This window comes from Streptomyces sp. NPDC085524 (assembly GCF_044541755.1).
In the GTDB taxonomy this organism is placed as follows: domain Bacteria; phylum Actinomycetota; class Actinomycetes; order Streptomycetales; family Streptomycetaceae; genus Streptomyces.
Window position 1 is genome coordinate 191987 of record NZ_JBITTH010000008.1, and the last position, 16971, is coordinate 208957.

Annotated in this window: 20 protein-coding genes and 1 pseudogene; 11 read left to right on the forward strand and 10 right to left on the reverse strand. The window is 71.8% G+C overall.

What is annotated here, in order from left to right:
* Positions 1-256 precede the first annotated feature (256 nt).
* The 9 genes from ACIGFK_RS14805 to ACIGFK_RS14845 all read left to right on the forward strand — a co-directional run bounded on the left by ACIGFK_RS14805 (position 257) and on the right by ACIGFK_RS14845 (position 6800).
* Positions 257-454: an AlpA family transcriptional regulator gene (locus ACIGFK_RS14805; RefSeq protein WP_078632552.1), complete on the forward strand. Its 198-nt coding sequence runs from the start codon at positions 257-259 to the stop codon at positions 452-454.
* Positions 445-1839: a tyrosine-type recombinase/integrase gene (locus ACIGFK_RS14810; RefSeq protein ID WP_400051997.1), complete on the forward strand. Its 1395-nt coding sequence runs from the start codon at positions 445-447 to the stop codon at positions 1837-1839. The genes ACIGFK_RS14805 and ACIGFK_RS14810 overlap by 10 nt, the downstream gene beginning before the upstream one ends.
* Positions 1840-2254: 415 nt before the next feature.
* Positions 2255-2551, forward strand: coding sequence for a hypothetical protein (locus tag ACIGFK_RS14815; protein WP_400052103.1), 297 nt, complete (start codon positions 2255-2257; stop codon positions 2549-2551).
* Positions 2552-2920: 369 nt separating this feature from the next.
* Positions 2921-3262 carry an ArsR/SmtB family transcription factor gene (locus tag ACIGFK_RS14820; RefSeq protein ID WP_376654979.1) on the forward strand — a complete coding sequence of 114 codons (342 nt, stop codon included), beginning with the start codon at positions 2921-2923 and terminating at the stop codon, positions 3260-3262.
* A 74-nt stretch (positions 3263-3336) separates the two neighbouring features.
* Positions 3337-4992, forward strand: a complete 1656-nt coding sequence (locus ACIGFK_RS14825) for a SulP family inorganic anion transporter (protein ID WP_376655094.1) — start codon at positions 3337-3339, stop codon at positions 4990-4992.
* On the forward strand, positions 4989-5411 hold the full coding sequence (locus tag ACIGFK_RS14830; RefSeq protein ID WP_376654980.1) for a pyridoxamine 5'-phosphate oxidase family protein: 423 nt from the start codon (positions 4989-4991) through the stop codon (positions 5409-5411). Before ACIGFK_RS14825 ends, ACIGFK_RS14830 begins: the two co-directional genes overlap by 4 nt.
* Positions 5408-5833 carry an ATP-binding protein gene (locus tag ACIGFK_RS14835; RefSeq protein WP_400051999.1) on the forward strand — a complete coding sequence of 142 codons (426 nt, stop codon included), beginning with the start codon at positions 5408-5410 and terminating at the stop codon, positions 5831-5833. Before ACIGFK_RS14830 ends, ACIGFK_RS14835 begins: the two co-directional genes overlap by 4 nt.
* A 16-nt stretch (positions 5834-5849) precedes the next feature.
* Positions 5850-6260 (forward strand): STAS domain-containing protein, encoded by a 411-nt coding sequence (locus ACIGFK_RS14840; RefSeq protein ID WP_376654982.1) that lies wholly within the window; start codon positions 5850-5852, stop codon positions 6258-6260.
* Between the two features lie 204 nt (positions 6261-6464).
* Positions 6465-6800: a helix-turn-helix transcriptional regulator gene (locus tag ACIGFK_RS14845; RefSeq protein WP_045946683.1), complete on the forward strand. Its 336-nt coding sequence runs from the start codon at positions 6465-6467 to the stop codon at positions 6798-6800.
* Positions 6801-6961: 161 nt separating this feature from the next.
* Here ACIGFK_RS14845 and ACIGFK_RS14850 read toward each other — a convergent pair whose 3' ends face one another.
* From ACIGFK_RS14850 to ACIGFK_RS14860, 3 genes are read right to left on the reverse strand one after another with little or no spacing between them, the layout of a single operon-like run.
* Positions 6962-7120, reverse strand: coding sequence for a DUF6126 family protein (locus ACIGFK_RS14850; protein ID WP_386467016.1), 159 nt, complete (start codon positions 7118-7120; stop codon positions 6962-6964).
* Entirely contained in the window at positions 7117-7320 is a 204-nt protein-coding gene (locus ACIGFK_RS14855) for a hypothetical protein (protein WP_386467018.1), read from the reverse strand. The genes ACIGFK_RS14850 and ACIGFK_RS14855 overlap by 4 nt, the downstream gene beginning before the upstream one ends.
* Positions 7317-7763 carry an ATP-binding protein gene (locus tag ACIGFK_RS14860; protein WP_386467020.1) on the reverse strand — a complete coding sequence of 149 codons (447 nt, stop codon included), beginning with the start codon at positions 7761-7763 and terminating at the stop codon, positions 7317-7319. Before ACIGFK_RS14860 ends, ACIGFK_RS14855 begins: the two co-directional genes overlap by 4 nt.
* A 76-nt stretch (positions 7764-7839) precedes the next feature.
* On the opposite strand from ACIGFK_RS14860, the gene ACIGFK_RS14865 reads away from it, so the two are divergent.
* Entirely contained in the window at positions 7840-8010 is a 171-nt protein-coding gene (locus ACIGFK_RS14865) for a hypothetical protein (protein WP_376654986.1), read from the forward strand.
* 66 nt (positions 8011-8076) lie between these two features.
* Here ACIGFK_RS14865 and ACIGFK_RS14870 read toward each other — a convergent pair whose 3' ends face one another.
* The 4 genes and pseudogenes from ACIGFK_RS14870 to ACIGFK_RS14885 form a co-directional block, all read right to left on the reverse strand.
* The gene (locus tag ACIGFK_RS14870; protein ID WP_376654987.1) at positions 8077-8820 is read right to left on the reverse strand and encodes a carbonic anhydrase; all 744 of its coding nucleotides are present in this window, start codon (positions 8818-8820) and stop codon (positions 8077-8079) included.
* A gap of 75 nt (positions 8821-8895) precedes the next feature.
* Positions 8896-9192, reverse strand: a pseudogene (locus ACIGFK_RS14875) (GAF domain-containing protein); the annotation flags it as partial.
* A gap of 301 nt (positions 9193-9493) precedes the next feature.
* Positions 9494-10837, reverse strand: a complete 1344-nt coding sequence (locus ACIGFK_RS14880) for an SWF or SNF family helicase (protein WP_400052003.1) — start codon at positions 10835-10837, stop codon at positions 9494-9496.
* A complete protein-coding gene (locus ACIGFK_RS14885) occupies positions 10834-13731 on the reverse strand; it encodes a DEAD/DEAH box helicase (RefSeq protein WP_400052005.1) in 2898 nt (965 codons plus the stop codon). Before ACIGFK_RS14885 ends, ACIGFK_RS14880 begins: the two co-directional genes overlap by 4 nt.
* Before the next feature lie 227 nt (positions 13732-13958).
* Between ACIGFK_RS14885 and ACIGFK_RS14890 the strand changes: the two genes are divergently transcribed.
* Positions 13959-14141, forward strand: coding sequence for a hypothetical protein (locus tag ACIGFK_RS14890; RefSeq protein WP_376654990.1), 183 nt, complete (start codon positions 13959-13961; stop codon positions 14139-14141).
* Between the two features lie 183 nt (positions 14142-14324).
* Here the strand turns inward: ACIGFK_RS14890 and ACIGFK_RS14895 are convergent, their stop codons facing one another.
* From ACIGFK_RS14895 to ACIGFK_RS14905, 3 genes are all read right to left on the reverse strand, one after another.
* The gene (locus ACIGFK_RS14895; protein ID WP_376654991.1) at positions 14325-15332 is read right to left on the reverse strand and encodes a polyprenyl synthetase family protein; all 1008 of its coding nucleotides are present in this window, start codon (positions 15330-15332) and stop codon (positions 14325-14327) included.
* A 203-nt stretch (positions 15333-15535) separates the two neighbouring features.
* Positions 15536-15994 (reverse strand): SAM-dependent methyltransferase, encoded by a 459-nt coding sequence (locus tag ACIGFK_RS14900; RefSeq protein ID WP_400052007.1) that lies wholly within the window; start codon positions 15992-15994, stop codon positions 15536-15538.
* 48 nt (positions 15995-16042) lie between these two features.
* Positions 16043-16837 carry a hypothetical protein gene (locus tag ACIGFK_RS14905; protein WP_400052009.1) on the reverse strand — a complete coding sequence of 265 codons (795 nt, stop codon included), beginning with the start codon at positions 16835-16837 and terminating at the stop codon, positions 16043-16045.
* Positions 16838-16971: the final 134 nt, after the last annotated feature.

A 16971-nucleotide genomic window follows, 5' to 3' on the forward strand; every position in this document is an offset into this window, starting at 1 on the left:
GTGAGCAGCGGGGGTACCCGATGGCTCGCTTATGCGGCCCGTCCGGGTGGCGCCGTCGGCGGCGGTGCGAAATATAGCGGATGATCCCCGGTTTCCGAAACCGGGGATTGTGCGGACCATTGCCTCTGTTCGCAGTTGCTGCACTTGGCGGTGGGGCGAAGCGAACGCAGCTGTCCACCCGCCGTGGGGGTCGGAATGCAATGCGCTTTCCTGCCTTGCGATCGCGGCCACCTGATATGCAGAGATGAGGGGAAGTATGGCTCGCCCGCCTGCCTTGAAACTTGCGGAGGTTCTGGCGGAAATCCGCATGAGTCCGTCGGCGTTCTATCGGATGCGTGCTCGGGGGAACGCGCCCAGCATGATCAAACTGCCAAATGGTGAACTCAGGTGTCGTCGTTCCGATCTGGATGCCTGGTGGGAGGCTTGCGAGAAGGATTCTGACACTTGGCGCTGAGTTACAACGTTCGCTTCTGGGACATACGCGAGCGCCCGGATCGGCGTAAGCCATTCATGGTGCGGTGGACGGTCAGCGGGCTCGAAAAGTCAGAGTCGTTCATGACCTTCGGCCTTGCCGAGAGTCGGCGTTCGAAGCTGATGACGGCAGCCCGCGAAGGCGAGGCATTTGACGAAGAGTCGGGGCTGCCGTCGTCGGAGCTGCGAGCGCTACGGCAGAAGACGACATGGTACGACCTCGCGCATGAGTACCTCGAGCAGCGGTGGGCTCGGACGCCTGGGAACACGCGTCGAACCCTTGCAGACGCGTTTGCCACCGTCACCCCCGCCTTGGTTCGTCCGGGATCCGTCTATCCGGAGCCGCGGGTGCTGCGGAGGGCGCTGTACTCCTACGCGTTCAACAAGAAGGCGTGGGAGCAGGAACCGCCCGAGGAGTGGAGGAGGGCGCTCGATTGGGTCAAGAGGAATTCCCTCCCCCTTGGTTCCCTGAATGAGGCTGCCGTCATGCGTCGAGCGCTGGACGCGCTGTGCCTCAAGCTGGACGGAAAGCCTGCTGCAGCCAAGACCACGCGTCGTAAGAGATCGGCGTTCAGCGAAGTGCTCAACATGGCTGTGGAGAACGGCTACTTCGTCGACAACCCCCTTGCGGGGATCAGGTGGAACGCTCCGTCGGTCGAGGATGAGGTCGACCCGGCTTCTGTACCCAATCCTCTTCAGGTCGCTCGCTTGCTGTCGGCCGTGGGGCAACAGCGGGGCCGTGGCCCTCATCTCGAGGCGTTCTTCGGCTGCATGTACTTTGCGGCCATGCGGCCGGCCGAGGTGATTCACCTCCGTCTCGAGCAGTGCCACTTGCCTGAGACAGGATGGGGTTTGCTCAACCTGACTGGTGGCGTCGTCACGGCGGGCAAGGACTGGACCGACGACGGCGAGGTCTACGAAGTCCACTCGCTCAAGCGCCGTGCCGCGACGGCGACCCGACCTGTACCCATTCCGCCGCAGTTCGTCCGCGTCCTGCGTGCCCACGTGGAGCGCTTCGGTGTCGCCCCGGATGGGCGGCTGTTCCGAAATCAGGCGGGCAACTATGTGGAGGCGGCGGCGTACGGGATCACGTGGTTGAGGGCGCGGGAGTACGTCCTGACCCGCACGGAGCTCGCGGCCGGCCTGGCGAAGCGGCCCTACGACCTCCGGCATGCCGGGATCTCGTTCTGGCTCCACTCGGGTGTCGACCCTGCTGAGTGTGCGCGGCGGGCTGGTCACAGCATCCATGTCCTGTTCAAGTACTACGCCAAGTTCCTCGATGGCGTTCAGGAGCAAGCCAACCGTCTCATCGAGCAGTCCATGGAGGAGTGGGACCGCGTCAGCAAGGGCGTGCCGCCCACCCCGTGAGCCAAGTTTGGTCCGTGACTGGTCCGGAACAGCCGGTCTGGGGTGGGAGAGGCGCGGGAGAAACTGGGAGGAACAGGAAAAACGGATATCCGCGTCGAGCGGGTCACGCCAACGGCGCCTGACGGGCAAAAGCCCAGGTCAGGCGCCGTTTCTCGTGCTCCTAGAAGAATCCGAGCTTCTTCGGCGAGTACGAGACAAGGAGATTCTTCGTCTGCCGGTAGTGCTCGAGCATCATCTTGTGGGTCTCCCGGCCGATGCCCGACTGCTTGTAACCCCGAAGGCGGCGTGTGCGGATTTTGATGAAAGTCCGTCGATGCGAAAGGTGGCTGACCAGGCATGATGACGGATGCGGCCGCGGAGATGCAGCGGCGCTCGCCACCGGGACAAGGCGCTGGAGTACGGCAAGGACATCTGGATGCGCTACACCCTGCCGACCCGGCACTTCCTGTACTTCGGCATCCAGGTGAAACGCGGAAAGCTGGACGCGATGGGCAAGTCCCGCACGGGCAACGCCAACGTCGCCGAGATCCGTCAACAGGCTCTCATGATGCTCGCCCACGAGATTTTCGACCCCGAGACCAACCGGCGGGGTCTCCCTGACGGCGCACCCGACGTCATGCATGCCCTGCGTGACGGTTTCCTCAACGTCCGGACTGCCCTTCGGTCCTTCAACACGCGAGGTGGGCTGTCGGCGCCTGGCGATGGCGCCTGATGTCAGGCCTTCGCTGAACGTGGAGGCCGCGGCGGAAGGCGTGCAGTCGGCCTGCGGGTCGAACTCACCCTCCCCGAAACGGGCGTGTGCGGCGGGGAGGTGCGCTCTGTGCTCCAGGCAGCCGAGACGGCAATCTTGCATGCGCGATGCGCGGGTCAGGCCTTCTTGATCAGGTTCCCAAGTGGGGGTGGCACGCGTAGCCGCCCGGTGATCCCCATGTCGCCCCGCACCCCGGCAGCGGGCCGCAAAATCGTTGAATTGCAAAAGTCTGCAATTTCATAGATGCTGCATGTGCTGTGTCCGTAGGTAGCCGCGGGCACAGCACCAGGCGTTTGCCCCGTTCGGGGGTGGTGAGAAGGGTGCGAGACCGTGCCGGTTCCGCTGTATCAGGCCAAGGCCGAGTTCTTCCGGATGCTCGGGCACCCGGTGCGGATAAGGGTCCTGGAGCTGCTGCAGGACGGGCCGATGCCGGTACGGGACCTGCTGGCCGCGATCGAGGTCGAGCCCTCCGCCCTGTCCCAGCAGCTCGCGGTCCTGCGCCGGTCGGGGATCGTCACCTCGACCCGTAACGGCGCGACGGTCGTCTACGAGCTGGCGGGCGGAGACGTGGCGCAGCTGATGCTGGCCGCGCGGCGGATCCTGACCGAGGTCCTGACGGGCCAGAGCGTGCTGCTCGAGGAACTGCGCGAGTCCGAGGGTGCGGCCTCGTGAGCGTGAACACTGCGGTGACGGCCGTGCTGGGCCGTGTCCGCTCCGTCCTGCCCGCCCGGGCGGACTACGCGGTGATGGCGCGCAGCCCCCGCCGGGACCTGCTGGCCGGCCTGACCGTGGCGATCGTCGCCCTTCCCCTCGCGCTCGGGTTCGGGGTCTCCTCAGGGCTGGGCGCCGAGGCGGGGCTGGCCACCGCCGTGGTCGCGGGTGCGCTCGCCGCCTTGTTCGGCGGGTCGAACCTCCAGGTGTCCGGGCCGACCGGCGCGATGACCGTGGTCCTGGTGCCGATCGTCGCCGCGTACGGACCCGGCGGCGTCCTCACCGTAGGTCTCATGGCCGGTGTCCTGCTGATCGGTCTCGCGCTGCTGCGGGCCGGGCAGTACATGCGGTACGTGCCGGCACCGGTGGTGGAGGGCTTCACCCTGGGGATCGCGTGCGTGATCGGCCTCCAGCAGATACCCAACGCGCTCGGCGTCGAGAAGCCGGAGGGCGAGAAGGTCCTGATCGTGGCCTGGCGGGCGTTCGTGGAGTTCGTGGCCTTCCCGAACTGGACGGCGATCGGCCTCTCCGTGGGTGTCGCGGCGGTGATGCTGGCCGGCGCCCGGTGGAAGCCGACGGTCCCGTTTTCGATCGTTGCGGTCATTGCCGCCACGGCGGTTGCGCAGCTTTTCCACCTGGACGCGGCGGCCCCGATCGGTGACCTTCCCTCCGGGCTGCCCGCCCCGTCTCTGGCCTTCCTCGATGCTTCCGCGTTCGGGTCGCTGCTGGCGCCGGCGGTCGCGGTCGCGGCCCTCGCCGCGCTGGAGTCCCTGCTGTCCGCGACGGTGGCGGACGGGATGACGGTGGGGCAGCGGCACGACCCGGACAAGGAACTGTTCGGGCAGGGCGTCGCCAACCTCGCGGCCCCGCTGTTCGGCGGCGTGCCCGCCACCGCCGCCATCGCCCGGACCGCGGTCAACGTCCGTACCGGCGCCTCCTCCCGGCTGGCCGCGCTCACCCACGCCGCGGTACTCGCCGTGATCGTGTTCGCCGCCGCCCCCCTCGTCTCGAAGATCCCCCTCGCGGCGCTGGCGGGCGTGCTGTTGGCGACGGCGATCCGCATGGTGGAGGTCGGCTCGCTGCGCGCGATGGCGAGGGCGACGCGCTCCGACGCCGTCGTCCTCGTCCTGACCGCCGCCGCCACCCTGATCCTCGACCTCGTGTACGCCGTGATCATCGGCCTCGTCGTCGCCGGAGCCCTCGCCTTGAAGGCGGTGGCGAGCCAGGCCCGGATGGAGCAGGTCGACTTCCGCCCCGACCTGCCCGGCGAGCACAGCGACGAAGAGCACGCCCTGCTCGCCGAGCACATCGTGGCCTACCGCATCGACGGACCGCTCTTCTTCGCCGGCGCCCACCGCTTCCTCCTCGAACTCTCCGAGGTCGCCGACGTGAAGGTGGTGATCCTGCGCATGTCGCGGGTGACCACCCTGGACGCCACCGGCGCCCTCGTCCTGAAGGACGCGGTGGAGAAGCTGAACCGGCGTGGCATCGCCGTGATGACCTCCGGTATCCGGCCCGGCCAGCGCCAGGCCCTGGACGCCGTGGGCGCCCTGGAGCTGCTGCGCCTGGAGGGCCGCGAGTACGCCACCACTCCCGAGGCGATCGCCGGCGCCCGTAAGTACCTGGAGCAGGCGGGCCTGCTGCCCCGTACGCATCACCGACCGCACCGCATCCGGAAGGCCGCACGATGACCGTCCCCGCCGACCTGCGCATGATCGAGGTCTCCGGCACCGAGGCCCTGTGGCTCCTTGAAGGCTCCGCCCAGGGCCGCCTCGTCTACGTCCAGCGGGAGGTGGCCGTCGTACGGCCCGCCGCGCACGTGATGGAGTACGGACGCCTCGTCGTCCGAGCCCCCGTACAGGCCACCACGATTCCCGGCCGGGCGCTGCTGACCTACCAGGTGGACGAGATCCGCAGCCCGGCCGGGACCGGCTGGACGGTCAGCGCTCACGGGCCGGCTGACGTCATCGCCGACCCGGACGAGGCCGCCCACTACCGGCGTACCCTGCCCGGCTGGGCGCACGGTCCGCACGACACCCTGCTGCGCCTGCACCCGCAGTCCGTGTCCGGGTTCCGTCTGGCCCGTACGGTCTCGGGGGCGGGCCGGTGAGTGTTCAGGTCGAGGCGATGCCTTACCGGCACGTGCTGGACGTGCCGGCCATGGGCTCGGCCGTGCGTATCGCCCGGGAGACCACCGAGCTGGTCCTCGTGGAGTGCGGGGTGGGTCTTCGCCATCCGAGCGTGGGACCGGCGCTGCTGATCGTGGCCGAGTTGGTCACCAACGCCGTCCGTCACGCCGCTGTGTCCTCACCGATGATCACTGTGACCTACGCCCACGGACCCGGGGCCTTTGCGTTCGCCGTCCACGACCGTCACCCCTACCAGCCCGCTCTGTTCGGTGTGCTCGGCACCGCGCCGGGCAGCGGCCTGGCCCTGGTGGTGGAGCTGACGATGGAGCTCGGCGGCACCGCTGTCGTGCGGGCGGATGCGGACGGGCGTGGCAAGGCCATCTGGATCACCCTTCCCTTGTGATGTCGAGGAGCTGACGATGACGATTGAATGGCGCTACACCACCCGTCAGGACCTGGGCGTGTTGTCCCTGGCCGGGTATCTCGGCGCGGACGCCACCGACCGGTTCGCCGGCGCGATCGGCTGGGCGCTCGCCCGGGGCACCGGCCCGGTCATCCTGGACCTGACCGGTCTGCTGGGCTGGTCGGCCGGCGGGCAGATCGCCGTCGCCCAGGCCGCCCGCCGCCTCGGCGAGAGCGGACGCCGACTCGAGCTCGCCGCGATCCCCGCCGACGGCTCGCTCGTTCCCGATGCGACCTGCCCGCCCGTGCCCGTCCACTGCGACCTCGCCGCAGCTCTGGCAGCCCACGGAGCTTGCGGGACGGTCAAGCAGTGGACCACCGACGACTGGCCCGCCTCGCAGTCGCCCGAGGAACCCGCCCTTACCTGAGAACAGCACCACCCTCCCCGAGAACGGCGAAGGGCACCTGCATCATGAGCGGCATGTCGAATGTCGCGGAGGCACCCCGCCGGGTCCATGAATTGCAGGGATCTGCAATTGTGGAGGTCGCGAGTATGAAGAGGGGTGAACCGATGCCCCTACGAAGGAACGGTTCCGGGTGTTGAGATGGGCAGTCAGGACAGAGGTACCCAGGTGAGCACGCCGCTGTACCAGCTGAAGGCGGAGTTCTTCAAAACGCTGGGGCACCCGGTGCGCATCCGCGTCCTGGAGCTCCTGTCCGAACGCGAGCACGCGGTCGCCGAGATGCTGCCCGAGGTAGGGGTCGAGGCCGCGAGCCTCTCCCAGCAGCTCGCCGTCCTGCGCAAGGCCAACCTGGTGGTCACCCGCCGCGAAGGCTCGAACGTCCACTACAGCCTGACCCATCCCCAGATCGCCGAGCTCCTGCGGGTCGCCCGCGGCATCCTCTCCGGCGTCCTGGAAGGCCAGGCCGAACTCCTGGCCGACCTCAAGGCCGGCCGCCACACCTGAATGGTGCCCCACGGTGCGGGTCCTGCAGGGCCCGCACCCCACATGCGGCGGCCGTCTTCCGTTAGTGCGGGTTCAACGCGCTTCTGACACCGGAAGGCGGCCGCTCTCTCCCATGCCGAACCCGCACCCCAGGCGCGCCTGGATCCCATTCGGTCCCGATATCACTTCTGGGCGTGCCGGCCCAGGTAGAAGAGCAACCAGATGAACCCGGCGAACACGTGCGTGCCGAAGATGTAGAAGAAGGCCCGCATCGCGACGCCCTTCTCCTTCCACTTCTCGTGCTCGGCAGCCGCGTCCTTCTCTGGCGGGCTGTCCGTCATGATGCGTCTTCCTTCCCGGTGCCCGGCTCCCCGACCGGGCCGCGGCGCGGACGGACGAGAACCTGCATGCCGTGCTCGCCTGCGTGCTCGATGACGGCCGCGACCTTGCCGGCCTCGACCGTGCGGACCTCCGGCTCGGGGCCGGTGCCGAGGTAAGTGATCTCGTACGACTGGACGGCCTCTCTACTGCTGCTGGTCACGGCGTGCCTTCCGGAAGGATGAAGCGCACGACAACCGTCTTGCCGCACCCACCGGAAGAAGGCTCGATACGGACGTCACCACCGAACGTCCGCGCCAGGTCAGCCACCGTGCGCAGCCCTTGCCCGGCGGCCCGGCCGGCATCGGCCAGCGTGAGCGGGCGCGAGTCCAGGTCCCCGACGGAGGCCACGAGCAGGTGCTCGGTCATGTGAAGGGTGACTTCGGCGTCCGGTGAGTGCTGAGCGTGCCGGACGGCGTTGGTCACGAGCTCGCTGACCACCAAGAGCACGGCTCCGAAGAGCGCCGAGGAGCTCTCCAGCCCGAAGAGGACCAGAGAGCGTTCGCTGCGCTCGCGCGCGGCCCGCACGGAACCCGGCACCAGCGGCACCGTCCACACGTGCTTGCGTGTCTCGACAGCCGTCTGCCCGCGGGGGTGCCCGGCCATCACCGACACCCCGGACCAGCCGAAGGCACCGCGAGGTTCATCGCCTGTCCCCGGCACCGGTGGCCACGCCGTGGTCGTGGGCCACGCGCAGCGCGTCCTCCAGCTCCTCCGCGGCCTGTGCCTCCTCGAAGGCATCGTCAGCCTCCTGCGCAGCCTGGAGACGAGCCCGCGCCACACGGACCCGTTCCAGCGCCGCTTCCTCGAACCCGGCCACACCGCAACCCCCGTCCACCATATCCAGAACTAGTAAATTGCATAACTCTGCAAGTCTAGCTGGTGCGGGTCCGCCGGGAAGTTCACCGACCATGGCCGATCAGGGCACCTTGCGCACCAGCTGGCTGGTCAGCTCGTAGCGTGCACCGACAATGTCCAGGCAACCGTCAGCGACCAGGGCGGCGAGGTCCGGCTCAGCGGTAAGGCGCGCCCGGACCCGGCGCACGTTCTCGGTGACCGCCGCGTCGATCCGGGCCTCGCCCTGAAGCCGGTGGTCGATCGCCGGCCGGATCCGCTCCGCCAGGTAGCGGATGTGCGCCGGGAGAGCGCCGCCGGCCTCGGCGTGCACGGCCGCGGCGACCGCCCCGCACCCCTGATGACCCAGGACGACGATCAGCGGGACGCCCAGTTCCAGCACCCCGTACGCGATGCTGCCCAGGACCGCTTCGTCCAGGACCTCACCCGCCGACCGCACGGTCAGCAGATCACCCAGCCCCTGGTCGAAGACCAACTCCGGCGGCACCCGCGAGTCCACGCACCCCAGGACCACCGCGAACGGGTGCTGCCCACCCACCAGCTCCCGGCGCACGTTCCCGGCGCGGTCCGGATGGCTCTCGTGAAACGTTCGCCACCGCCGGTTCCCCGCCACCAGCTCACGCCACGCACGCCCCGGCCCGCACGGCTGCGCCCTGCCAACGGCTGCCGCCCCGGCTCGCGCTCCCGAGGCTGCCGACGCCCCGCACACCAGCCCCGCCCCTAACACCGCGGCCCCGCGCAACCCTGCACGCACCAGTCGGCGACGCGCGACGGGCACCTCTGACCCACAGTCACGATCGACACTCATGTCGGGACAAGGTAGACGCCTCCCAGGCCCGGCCGACGGGCGCAGGCCCGGCCTTGAGCAAGATTTGGCCTACTCCACCAGCGTCAGCTGGGCCTCCGCCGCCCGCGCCACCGCCCGTACGAAGGCCAGGGAATGCGGGTGGGCGAGCCCGTCGCCGCCGGTGATGTCCACCGCGCCCAGCAGCCCGCCCGTCCGCGGATCCCGCACCGGGGCCGCCGCGCAGGTCCAGGGGTGGACGCGCCGGCTGAAGTGCTCGGCCCCGAAGACGTGCACCGGCTCGCCGACCGCCACCGCCGTACCGGGGGCGTTGGTCCCCCTCGCCGTCTCCGCCCAGCGCGCGCCCGGGACGAAGCCGAGCCGCTCCGCGCGCCGCAGTTCATGCGTGCGCTCGGCGGGATCGGCCCCGCCCGGCAGCGCCACCGACGGATCGTCCATGCCATCCTCCCGTGGTGCCGCGGTCCCCGGAGCGCCCCATCGTCGTCCCGGCGCCGGGACCCGGCAAGGGGTGCGTCGGCCAGTACGACGGCGGGCGGGCCGGAACCCGGCCGGGGGCCGGGCGGCGGCCGGGCCGGGCTGTGCTGGGCCGGGCCGGGCCGGGCCGGGATGGAGCGGGCTCGGGCCGAGACGGGCTCGGGTTCGGGCCGGGCTCGCGGTCCGGCTCGCCCGATCCGGGTCAGGCCGGCGGGGTGTCCAGGGCCGCCCATGCCGAGGCCGGATCCGGGGCCGACGGGCCCGCCGGGAACCAGCGGCCCGCCTCGCGGCGGTACGGCCACCAGCGGCCCTCGCGGCCCAGACGCAGCTGGCGTTCGGCGCCCGAGGCCTGCGACGCGCTCGCCTCGGAGGCCTCGGACGTCTGGGGGCCCCGGGATGCATCGGGCCCCTCGGGCGCCTCGGACCAGCGGGCGCGGATCCGGCGGAGCACCGGAGCCCGCCCGTCGGCCCAGGCCGCCGCCAGTGCGGCACGCGCCCGCGCCAGCGTCGCCCGGTCCGGCGCCCAGTCGTCCTCCAGTGCCGCGAGTGCGGCCGGCCCGCCGAAGCCCCAGGCCCGGACGGCCAGGTCCATGGCGGCCCGGTCCCGTCCGGTAGCCGCCGCCAGACGGGAGCGGACCCGGAAATCGGATGCCTCGGCGGTGAGTCGTACGGCATCTTCGGCCACGGTCAGCGGGGCCGTCGGGGCACGGTCGGCGTGGCCCGGAGCCAGGGCCAGGGCGAGCAGCCGGAACGCCTCGTCCGCGGCCGCCTGGGCGAGGAACTCCACAGCGTCCACGTCGAGTTCCGGTTCGCACTCCGGCTCCGTCCCGGTGTCCAGCGTCGGCGGCTGGCCCGGCGCCTCCGGCAGGCCCGGAGGAGGGGGCAGCGGCGGCAGGGTCCGCGCCGCCGCGAACGCGTCCGCCGCGGGGACCCCGGCATCGGACGGCGCCTGCACGGCTTCCCGGGCCTCCCCGGCCTCCGCCGTGCTGCGCGCCTCCAGCTGCGCCACCAGCTCCCGTTCGCCCCGCCCGCGCAGGAGCAGCAGCACGAAGGGGTCCCGGTCCAGCAGCCGCGCCACCTGGTAGCAGAGCGCCGCCGTGTGCGGGCAGTGGTCCCACTCGCCGCAGTCGCAGCGCGGGTCCAGGTCCCCCATGCCCGGCAGCAGCTCCACCCCGGCCGCCGTCGCCTCCTGCGCCAGCTCCGCCGGGACCTCCCGGTCCAGCAGCGCCGCGATGTACCCGGATTCCGCGGCCGCCAGCCCCAGCAGCCGGTCCCATTCCGCCTCGGTGAACTCCTGCACCAGTACGTCCGTCCGGTGCCCCGTCCCGTCCCGGTCGCGCACCACCGCGGTGAGCCCGCCCGGGCGCACCGACACGGCGCCCACCGCGCCCGAACGCGCGTACCGGCGCCCCGCCTTGACCTGCTGCCCGTCGAGCGCGCCGTCCTCCAGGGCGCTCAGCCAGGACCGGCCCCACCAGGTGTGGGCGAAGCCTCGGCCGGGAGCGGGCGGCAGTGCCGGGAAGGTCCTCTCGTCGTTCTCGGTCACCGGTCGCTCCCCAGGGCCGGGCGCAGCGCCACGAGTTCGGCCAGTTCGGCGTCGGTCAGTTCGGTCAGTGCGCCCTCCCCGCCCGCGAGGACGGCATCGGCGAGTTCCCGCTTGCGCTCCAGGAGCCGCGCGATCCGGTCCTCGACGGTGCCCTCGGCGATGATCCGGTGGACCTGCACGGGCTGGGTCTGGCCGATCCGGTAGGCCCGGTCGGTGGCCTGCTCCTCGACGGCCGGGTTCCACCAGCGGTCGAAGTGGACGACGTGCCCGGCGCGGGTGAGGTTCAGTCCGGTGCCCGCCGCCTTCAGGGACAGCAGGAAGACGGGGACCCCGCCCGCCTGGAACTCGTCCACGAGTTCCTCGCGGCGCGCCACCGGGGTACCCCCGTGCAGGAGCCGCGCCGTGATCCCGCGGCCGGCCAGGTGCTTCTCCAGAATCCTGGCCATCGCCACGTACTGGGTGAACACGAGGACGGAACCGCCTTCGGCGAGGATCGTGTCGAGGAGTTCGTCGAGGAGCTCGAGCTTGCCGGAGCGCGCCGCGGCGGAGTCCCCGGCGCCGTTGCCCCCGGTGCCGTGTCCCTTCGGGCCGTGCTCCTTCAAGTACTGCGCGGGGTGGTTGCAGATCTGCTTGAGCGAGGTCAGGAGCTTCACCACCAGTCCGCGCCGTTCCATCCCGTCCGCCTCGGAGATCGCGGCGAGGGTCTCGCGTACGACGGCCTCGTAGAGAGCGGTCTGTTCACGGCTCAGCGTCACGGTGTGGTCGGTCTCGGTCTTGGGCGGCAGCTCGGGCGCGATGCCCGGGTCTGTCTTCCTGCGGCGCAGCAGGAACGGCCGTACGAGCGCGCCGAGTCGGGCCGCCGCCCTGGGGTCGCGGCCGCTCTCGACGGGCTCGGCGTAGCGGGTGCGGAAGGTGCCGAGGCGGCCGAGGAGCCCGGGGGTGGTCCAGTCGAGGACGGCCCAGAGCTCGGAGAGGTTGTTCTCGACGGGGGTGCCGGTGAGGGCCACCCGGGCCGGGGCGGGGATGGTGCGCAGGGCCTTGGCGGTGGAGGAGTGCGGGTTCTTGACGTGCTGGGCCTCGTCGGCGACGACCATGCCCCAGCGGACGGCGGCGAGTTCGGGGGCGTCCAGGCGCATCGTGCCGTAGGTGGTGAGCACGAAACCGCCGGTGAGGCCCGACAGCTCGCGGCCGGGTCCGTGGAAGCGGCGCACCGGGGTGCCGGGCGCGAACTTCTCGATCTCCCGCTGCCAGTTGCCGAGCAGCGAGGCCGGGCAGACCACGAGGGTCGGCCCGGTGACCGGGTCCTGGCGGCCCCGGTGCAGGTGGAGCGCGATGAGGGTGACGGTCTTGCCGAGGCCCATGTCGTCCGCGAGGCAGGCGCCCAGGCCGAGCGAGGTCATCCGGGCCAGCCAGCGCAGCCCGCGCAGCTGGTAGTCGCGGAGGGTGGCCCGGAGCTCGGGCGGCGCCTCGGCGGCCTCGGCTCCGTCGCATTCGTGTGGTTCGGCGGCGAGCGCTGCGCGCAGCTGCTCCAGGGGGCCGGTGGCCTCCACCTCGACCGGCGTCCCGTCCAGTTCGGCCGACCCGGTGAGTACGGCGGCCAGCGCGTCCGGCGCCGCGAGCTCGCGGCCCTGCCTGGCGCGGGCCCGGCGGGCCGCGGCGGGATCGACCAGGACCCACTGGTCGCGGAGCCGGACGAGGGGGCGCTTGGACTCGGCCAGCCGGTCGAGTTCGGCGGCGGTGAGGTCGCCGAGACCGCCGAGGGCGTGGCGCCAGCTGAAGGAGAGCAGCGTGCCGGGGGAGAGCAGACCGGAGGGGAGGGCGGCATCGGGGCCTCCGGGGGAGGTGACGACGGCGCGGGCGCCCAGTTCCCGGGCGAGCTCACGCGGCCAGTGCACCTGCACGCCGTCGGCGGCGAGCTCGGCGGCGGCTGCGCCGAGCAGCTCCGTGACCTCCTCGTCGGCGAGCTCCACGGAGTCCGGCACGGCGGCGCCCAGCAGCGGGGCCAGGGGCGGCCACAGCCGGGCGGCGCGGCGCAGGGCCCGGAGCGCCTCCATGCGGGCACCGGGCGGGAACGCGGCCGCGGCGGCCCCCGAGCCGGCCCAGACGTCGGCGGCGTCGGCTACCAGCGCGGAGTCGGCCACGCCGTGCATCTGGAGGACTGCCCGGAAGTCGGGGGCCCGCTCCAGGGGCCCGCCGAGCTCGATCCGCAGCGAGATGCGCACGCCCGCGTCGTGGCCCGCCGCCACCTCGGCGGCCCAGCCGCGCAGGGCGGGGTACAGCCTCGGCGGCCGGGCGGCGTAGGCGGGACCGCCGGCGGCCGCGGGCGCAGCGGGGGAGCGGGGCAGGGTGTCGGCGACGGCGTCGAGGAAGGCGCGCAGCAGCGGCTCCGGGGTGGGGAGCAGGGGCGGTCCGTCCGCGTTCAGGGGTACGCAGCGGGCCGCGGGCGGCATGGCGGCGGCCAGCTCCCGGACGGCGTCCAGGTCCGAGGCCTCCAGCGGCCCCATCCGCCAGGCGTCGTGGCCGCCGGGGCTCAGGCCGGGCAGCAGCCGGCCACGGGCCGCGAAGTGCAGGGCGAGCAGCGCGGCGGCGCCCCAGAATGCGGCGGCCGGGGCGGGGGCGGCGGCCGCCCGGGCGCGGGTGAGCAGCGGGAGGGCCTCGTCGACGGGGAGCACGAGCGCGGTCACGGTGGCCCGGCGCAACTGGGGGGTGACGACGGTGAGCTCCTCGAAACCGCCCGCTCCGGTGGGGTCGGCGTCGGCGCCCGCCCAGGCGGCTTCGCCGTCGGGCCGCCAGAAGCCGATCCGGCCGCTGCGGCCGGGTTCACCGGGCTCGCCGGGCAGGAAGACGGCGGAGCAGCGGATGAGGTGGACGAGGTCGGGGGTCTTGGGCAGCACGCATCCCTCAACTTGACTACCGGGGCACAGGGCCGCCGAGAGTACCCGACCGAGGGCCTCCGGGAGGGGCCACCCGGGTCACCCGGCCCCCGGGTCACCCGGCCCCGGCCGGTTTCCCGGAGCGGGGCGCCCGCCCGCTGCGACGGTGGTCCGGACATCCGGGAACGCGGGGCCGGGGCCGCGCGTTGAGGGGGGTAGTGGTCGACCCCTGGAGGAGGTGTCCGCAGATGTCCCATCGCGGAAAGGTCGCGGTTGCCGGAGTCGTGGCAGCCATCGTGTTGTTCTGGAGCGTCGGGTTCTGGGCGGGGCTGCTGGTCCTGATCGGGGTGCCGGCCGCCGCCTACCTCCTGCTGGACCCTTCGCAGCGCCGTCGCCTCCGGGGCGTGTCCCGGAAGCAGCTGGGCCGCTGACCCCGCCGCCTGCCGTGCGGCAGCCTCGGCACGGGTGCCGCCCAACCCGGTGCCGTCAGGACGGCCCGGACTCGGGCCTGCCGCGCCCGGACTCGGGCCTGCCTCGTGCGGAGCCCGTCACGCCTGCCCGGTCAGGCCGCGTGCCCGGTCAGGCCGCGTGCCCGGTCAGAGCCGCCTGCCCGGTCAGGCCGCGCTGCGCACGGCGACCGGTGCGAGGGCGGGTTCGAGGAGCATCTGGGAGGCGTGGTCCACGAGGTGGCGCAGCACCGGCGAGTAGGTCTGGTCGCCGCCCAGTTCGTCCAGGATCCGGTGCGCTTCGCCGCGGAAGCCGTCGATGTCCGCCCGGTAGCGGCCGAGGGCGACGGGCCTCCGCATGAGGACATCGAGTTCCGCCCTGGCCACGGCCGAGCGGGGCGCAGCGGAGCGCAGTCCCAGGATGTGGTCCCTGGACCGCGCGGGAGCGTCCTCGATGACGGAGGCGAGGAGGTAGGTCACGGTGCCGTTGCGCAGATCCTCGCCTCGGCCGGACAGGATGTCCTCCTGGTCGTTGAAAAGCTGCCACAGGACGCCGAATACGTACCCGAACTCACGCCACAGCTCCACTTTCCGGGCAGTGGTCCTCGAGAAAATTGCGGCCATGGCCGTGATCATCCCGAAAGGTCCGCCGGATTTGGTGCGGTACGTCTCGGCCACCGATGCGCGCGACGCCTTTCCGATTTCTCCCCGCATGTCGTCTATCTGGCCGTCGACGCTGATGATCCATCCCTTGAGGATTTCCGTCACCAGCCGCCTTCGCACCGATTCCGGCAGTTTCTGGGCCAGAATGATCTGAATGGGGAGGGCGTTGCCGGTGATGACGGAGGCGAGCAGGGCCTCGTTCTCGGTGAGTTCGCCGCACATCCGTGTGCCGTTCGCATCGGCCAGATCGTCGAGGTAGCAGGCCGAGGTCCACCACAGCAGGTGGACGGCGGACAGGGGCATGGCCGGCCGTGGGTTCCCCGTCTCGATGGCGTGCGCGAGCAGGGGGAGCACCGAAAGGGGATGTCTGAGTTTGCGGTGGTCCAGGAGCTTCGCCACTGAATTCCGGGTGATGTGTGCGAGGGGTCCGAGCCGCTCCAGTGCGGATTCGATCTCCGCGTCGATGTCCTGCGCGACTTGCCGGTGCAGATCCAGGTACGACGTGCAATTCAAGAGATCGGCCTCCGTCGGAAGAAGTGCCCAAAGGGGGCGTTGCCTCCCCTTTGGGCCGGGTCAGTGACGGGGCTGATTCGATCATTCCGGAACGAGGGGATCCAGAGCGATTTTCGGCCCGGCTGGCCGAACTGCGACGCCAGGGGCGGATCGTTGCCGGTGGCGGGCCGGCCGGCGTCCGCCCACGGGCGCCGGCCCGGGTTCTAGTAGTAGTCGCGCATCAGGGCCGTCGCCCACTCCGGCTGCCGCACCTCGCCGCGCGGCCCGAACTCGGCCATGTACGGCTTGAGATCGAGTACAGGAGTGCCGTCCACCGCGTCGAGGCCCTCCACGTGCACGTCCAGGCCGTCCACCTTCACCAGCCGGCAGCGCGAGAGGCCCAGCCGGTTCGGCCGGTTCTTGCCGCGCTGAGCGAAGATGCCGACCAGCGGCCAGTCCGTGTTGCCTCGCGGGTGGCGGGCGCCCGTCTCGATCTTCTCCACGGGCACCCGGTCGAAGTGGTACACCACCTCGACGTGCGAGAAGTCCTCCAGCCCGAACAGGGCCTCCGGGCCGAACCGGAGGGAGTCCAGGCGGATCACCGCCGTCTCGCGCCCCCAGTCGTCGTCGAGCACCTCCGTGCGGCCCCCCACGACCACGCCCACGGGCTCCGACTCCACCATCGTCTCTCCCCTCGTACGCGCGCCCGGTTCCCGCCCCCCGGTCGGAGCTCAGGCCGGCCGCACCGCGACGCGGTCCAGCGCCGCCAGCAGTTGCGAAAGATCATGATGCCCCTCGTGGGGGACCGTGAGAACCTCGCTCGGCTCCTCGTCCAGCAGGACGAAAGCGGCGTCCGGGCCTCCGGTTTCTCCCGTACGGGCCACCAGCGACCAGCCCGGCCCGTCCACGCGCAGCGTCCGGGCGCCCTCACCGGCGAAGGACGACCGCACGCGGCCCGGAGGCGGCGGGGTCCGCGTGTACTCCAGGGCCTCCTCCAGCGCCCGTGCGAGCCCGGGGTGTGCGGCAGCGGCCGCCCCTCCGTCCGTCGCCACCCGTTCGCGCCAGTCGGCCCACTCCCGCGCGATCTGGTCCGCACCCATCCGCCGCTGGACCGGCCCCCACACCTCGGCCGACGGCGGCGCCAGCGGCACCCGCCCCGTGCCGTCCGCGCCCTGCTCCGGATCGTGCGGCTCCGGTATGCCCGTCGCGGACACCGACAGCTCCAGCGGCCAGCCGGCCAGGGAGATCACGATGCTCCGCTCGTCGGGCGACAGGTCGTAGTCCATCCCGCAGTCCCAGGAGGCGATCGCCGTGGCCACGAGGGAGACGTCGTCCACGACGACCGTCCAGCGCGCGCCCTCCTCGTCCTGGCCCAGCACCAGCCCGTACCCCTCCCCGGACGGCGCCACCCCCAGCAGGGCGCAGGCCTCGGCGAAATCGTCGCCCAGGATGCTGGGGAACTGCGCGGGGGTCAGTAGCACGGCGGTCAGCACGTACAGCGAGCCGCCACCCTCGTCGTCGGACACCTGGCCTCCCGGAGCTCTCTCGTCGGCGCACCTTAACCAGCGGGTAACCCGCCCGTCGAGAGCCTGCGGGTGACGATTTCCAAGCCCGCTACCTGCACGTAGAGTTGGCAGCCCGCCACAGAAAGGGACACCCG

What these genes read in the sequence shown, in the direction of transcription:
- ACIGFK_RS14805 (WP_078632552.1), top strand. Translation starts at nt 257, where the DNA reads ATGGCTCGCCCGCCTGCCTTGAAACTTGCGGAGGTTCTGGCGGAAATC.
- ACIGFK_RS14815 (WP_400052103.1), top strand. Translation starts at nt 2,255, where the DNA reads ATGCGCTACACCCTGCCGACCCGGCACTTCCTGTACTTCGGCATCCAG.
- ACIGFK_RS14825 (WP_376655094.1), top strand. Translation starts at nt 3,337, where the DNA reads ATGGCGCGCAGCCCCCGCCGGGACCTGCTGGCCGGCCTGACCGTGGCG.
- ACIGFK_RS14830 (WP_376654980.1), top strand. Translation starts at nt 4,989, where the DNA reads ATGACCGTCCCCGCCGACCTGCGCATGATCGAGGTCTCCGGCACCGAG.
- ACIGFK_RS14840 (WP_376654982.1), top strand. Translation starts at nt 5,850, where the DNA reads ATGACGATTGAATGGCGCTACACCACCCGTCAGGACCTGGGCGTGTTG.
- ACIGFK_RS14850 (WP_386467016.1), bottom strand. Translation starts at nt 7,120, where the DNA reads ATGACGGACAGCCCGCCAGAGAAGGACGCGGCTGCCGAGCACGAGAAG.
- ACIGFK_RS14860 (WP_386467020.1), bottom strand. Translation starts at nt 7,763, where the DNA reads ATGGCCGGGCACCCCCGCGGGCAGACGGCTGTCGAGACACGCAAGCAC.
- ACIGFK_RS14870 (WP_376654987.1), bottom strand. Translation starts at nt 8,820, where the DNA reads ATGAGTGTCGATCGTGACTGTGGGTCAGAGGTGCCCGTCGCGCGTCGC.
- ACIGFK_RS14890 (WP_376654990.1), top strand. Translation starts at nt 13,959, where the DNA reads ATGTCCCATCGCGGAAAGGTCGCGGTTGCCGGAGTCGTGGCAGCCATC.
- ACIGFK_RS14900 (WP_400052007.1), bottom strand. Translation starts at nt 15,994, where the DNA reads ATGGTGGAGTCGGAGCCCGTGGGCGTGGTCGTGGGGGGCCGCACGGAG.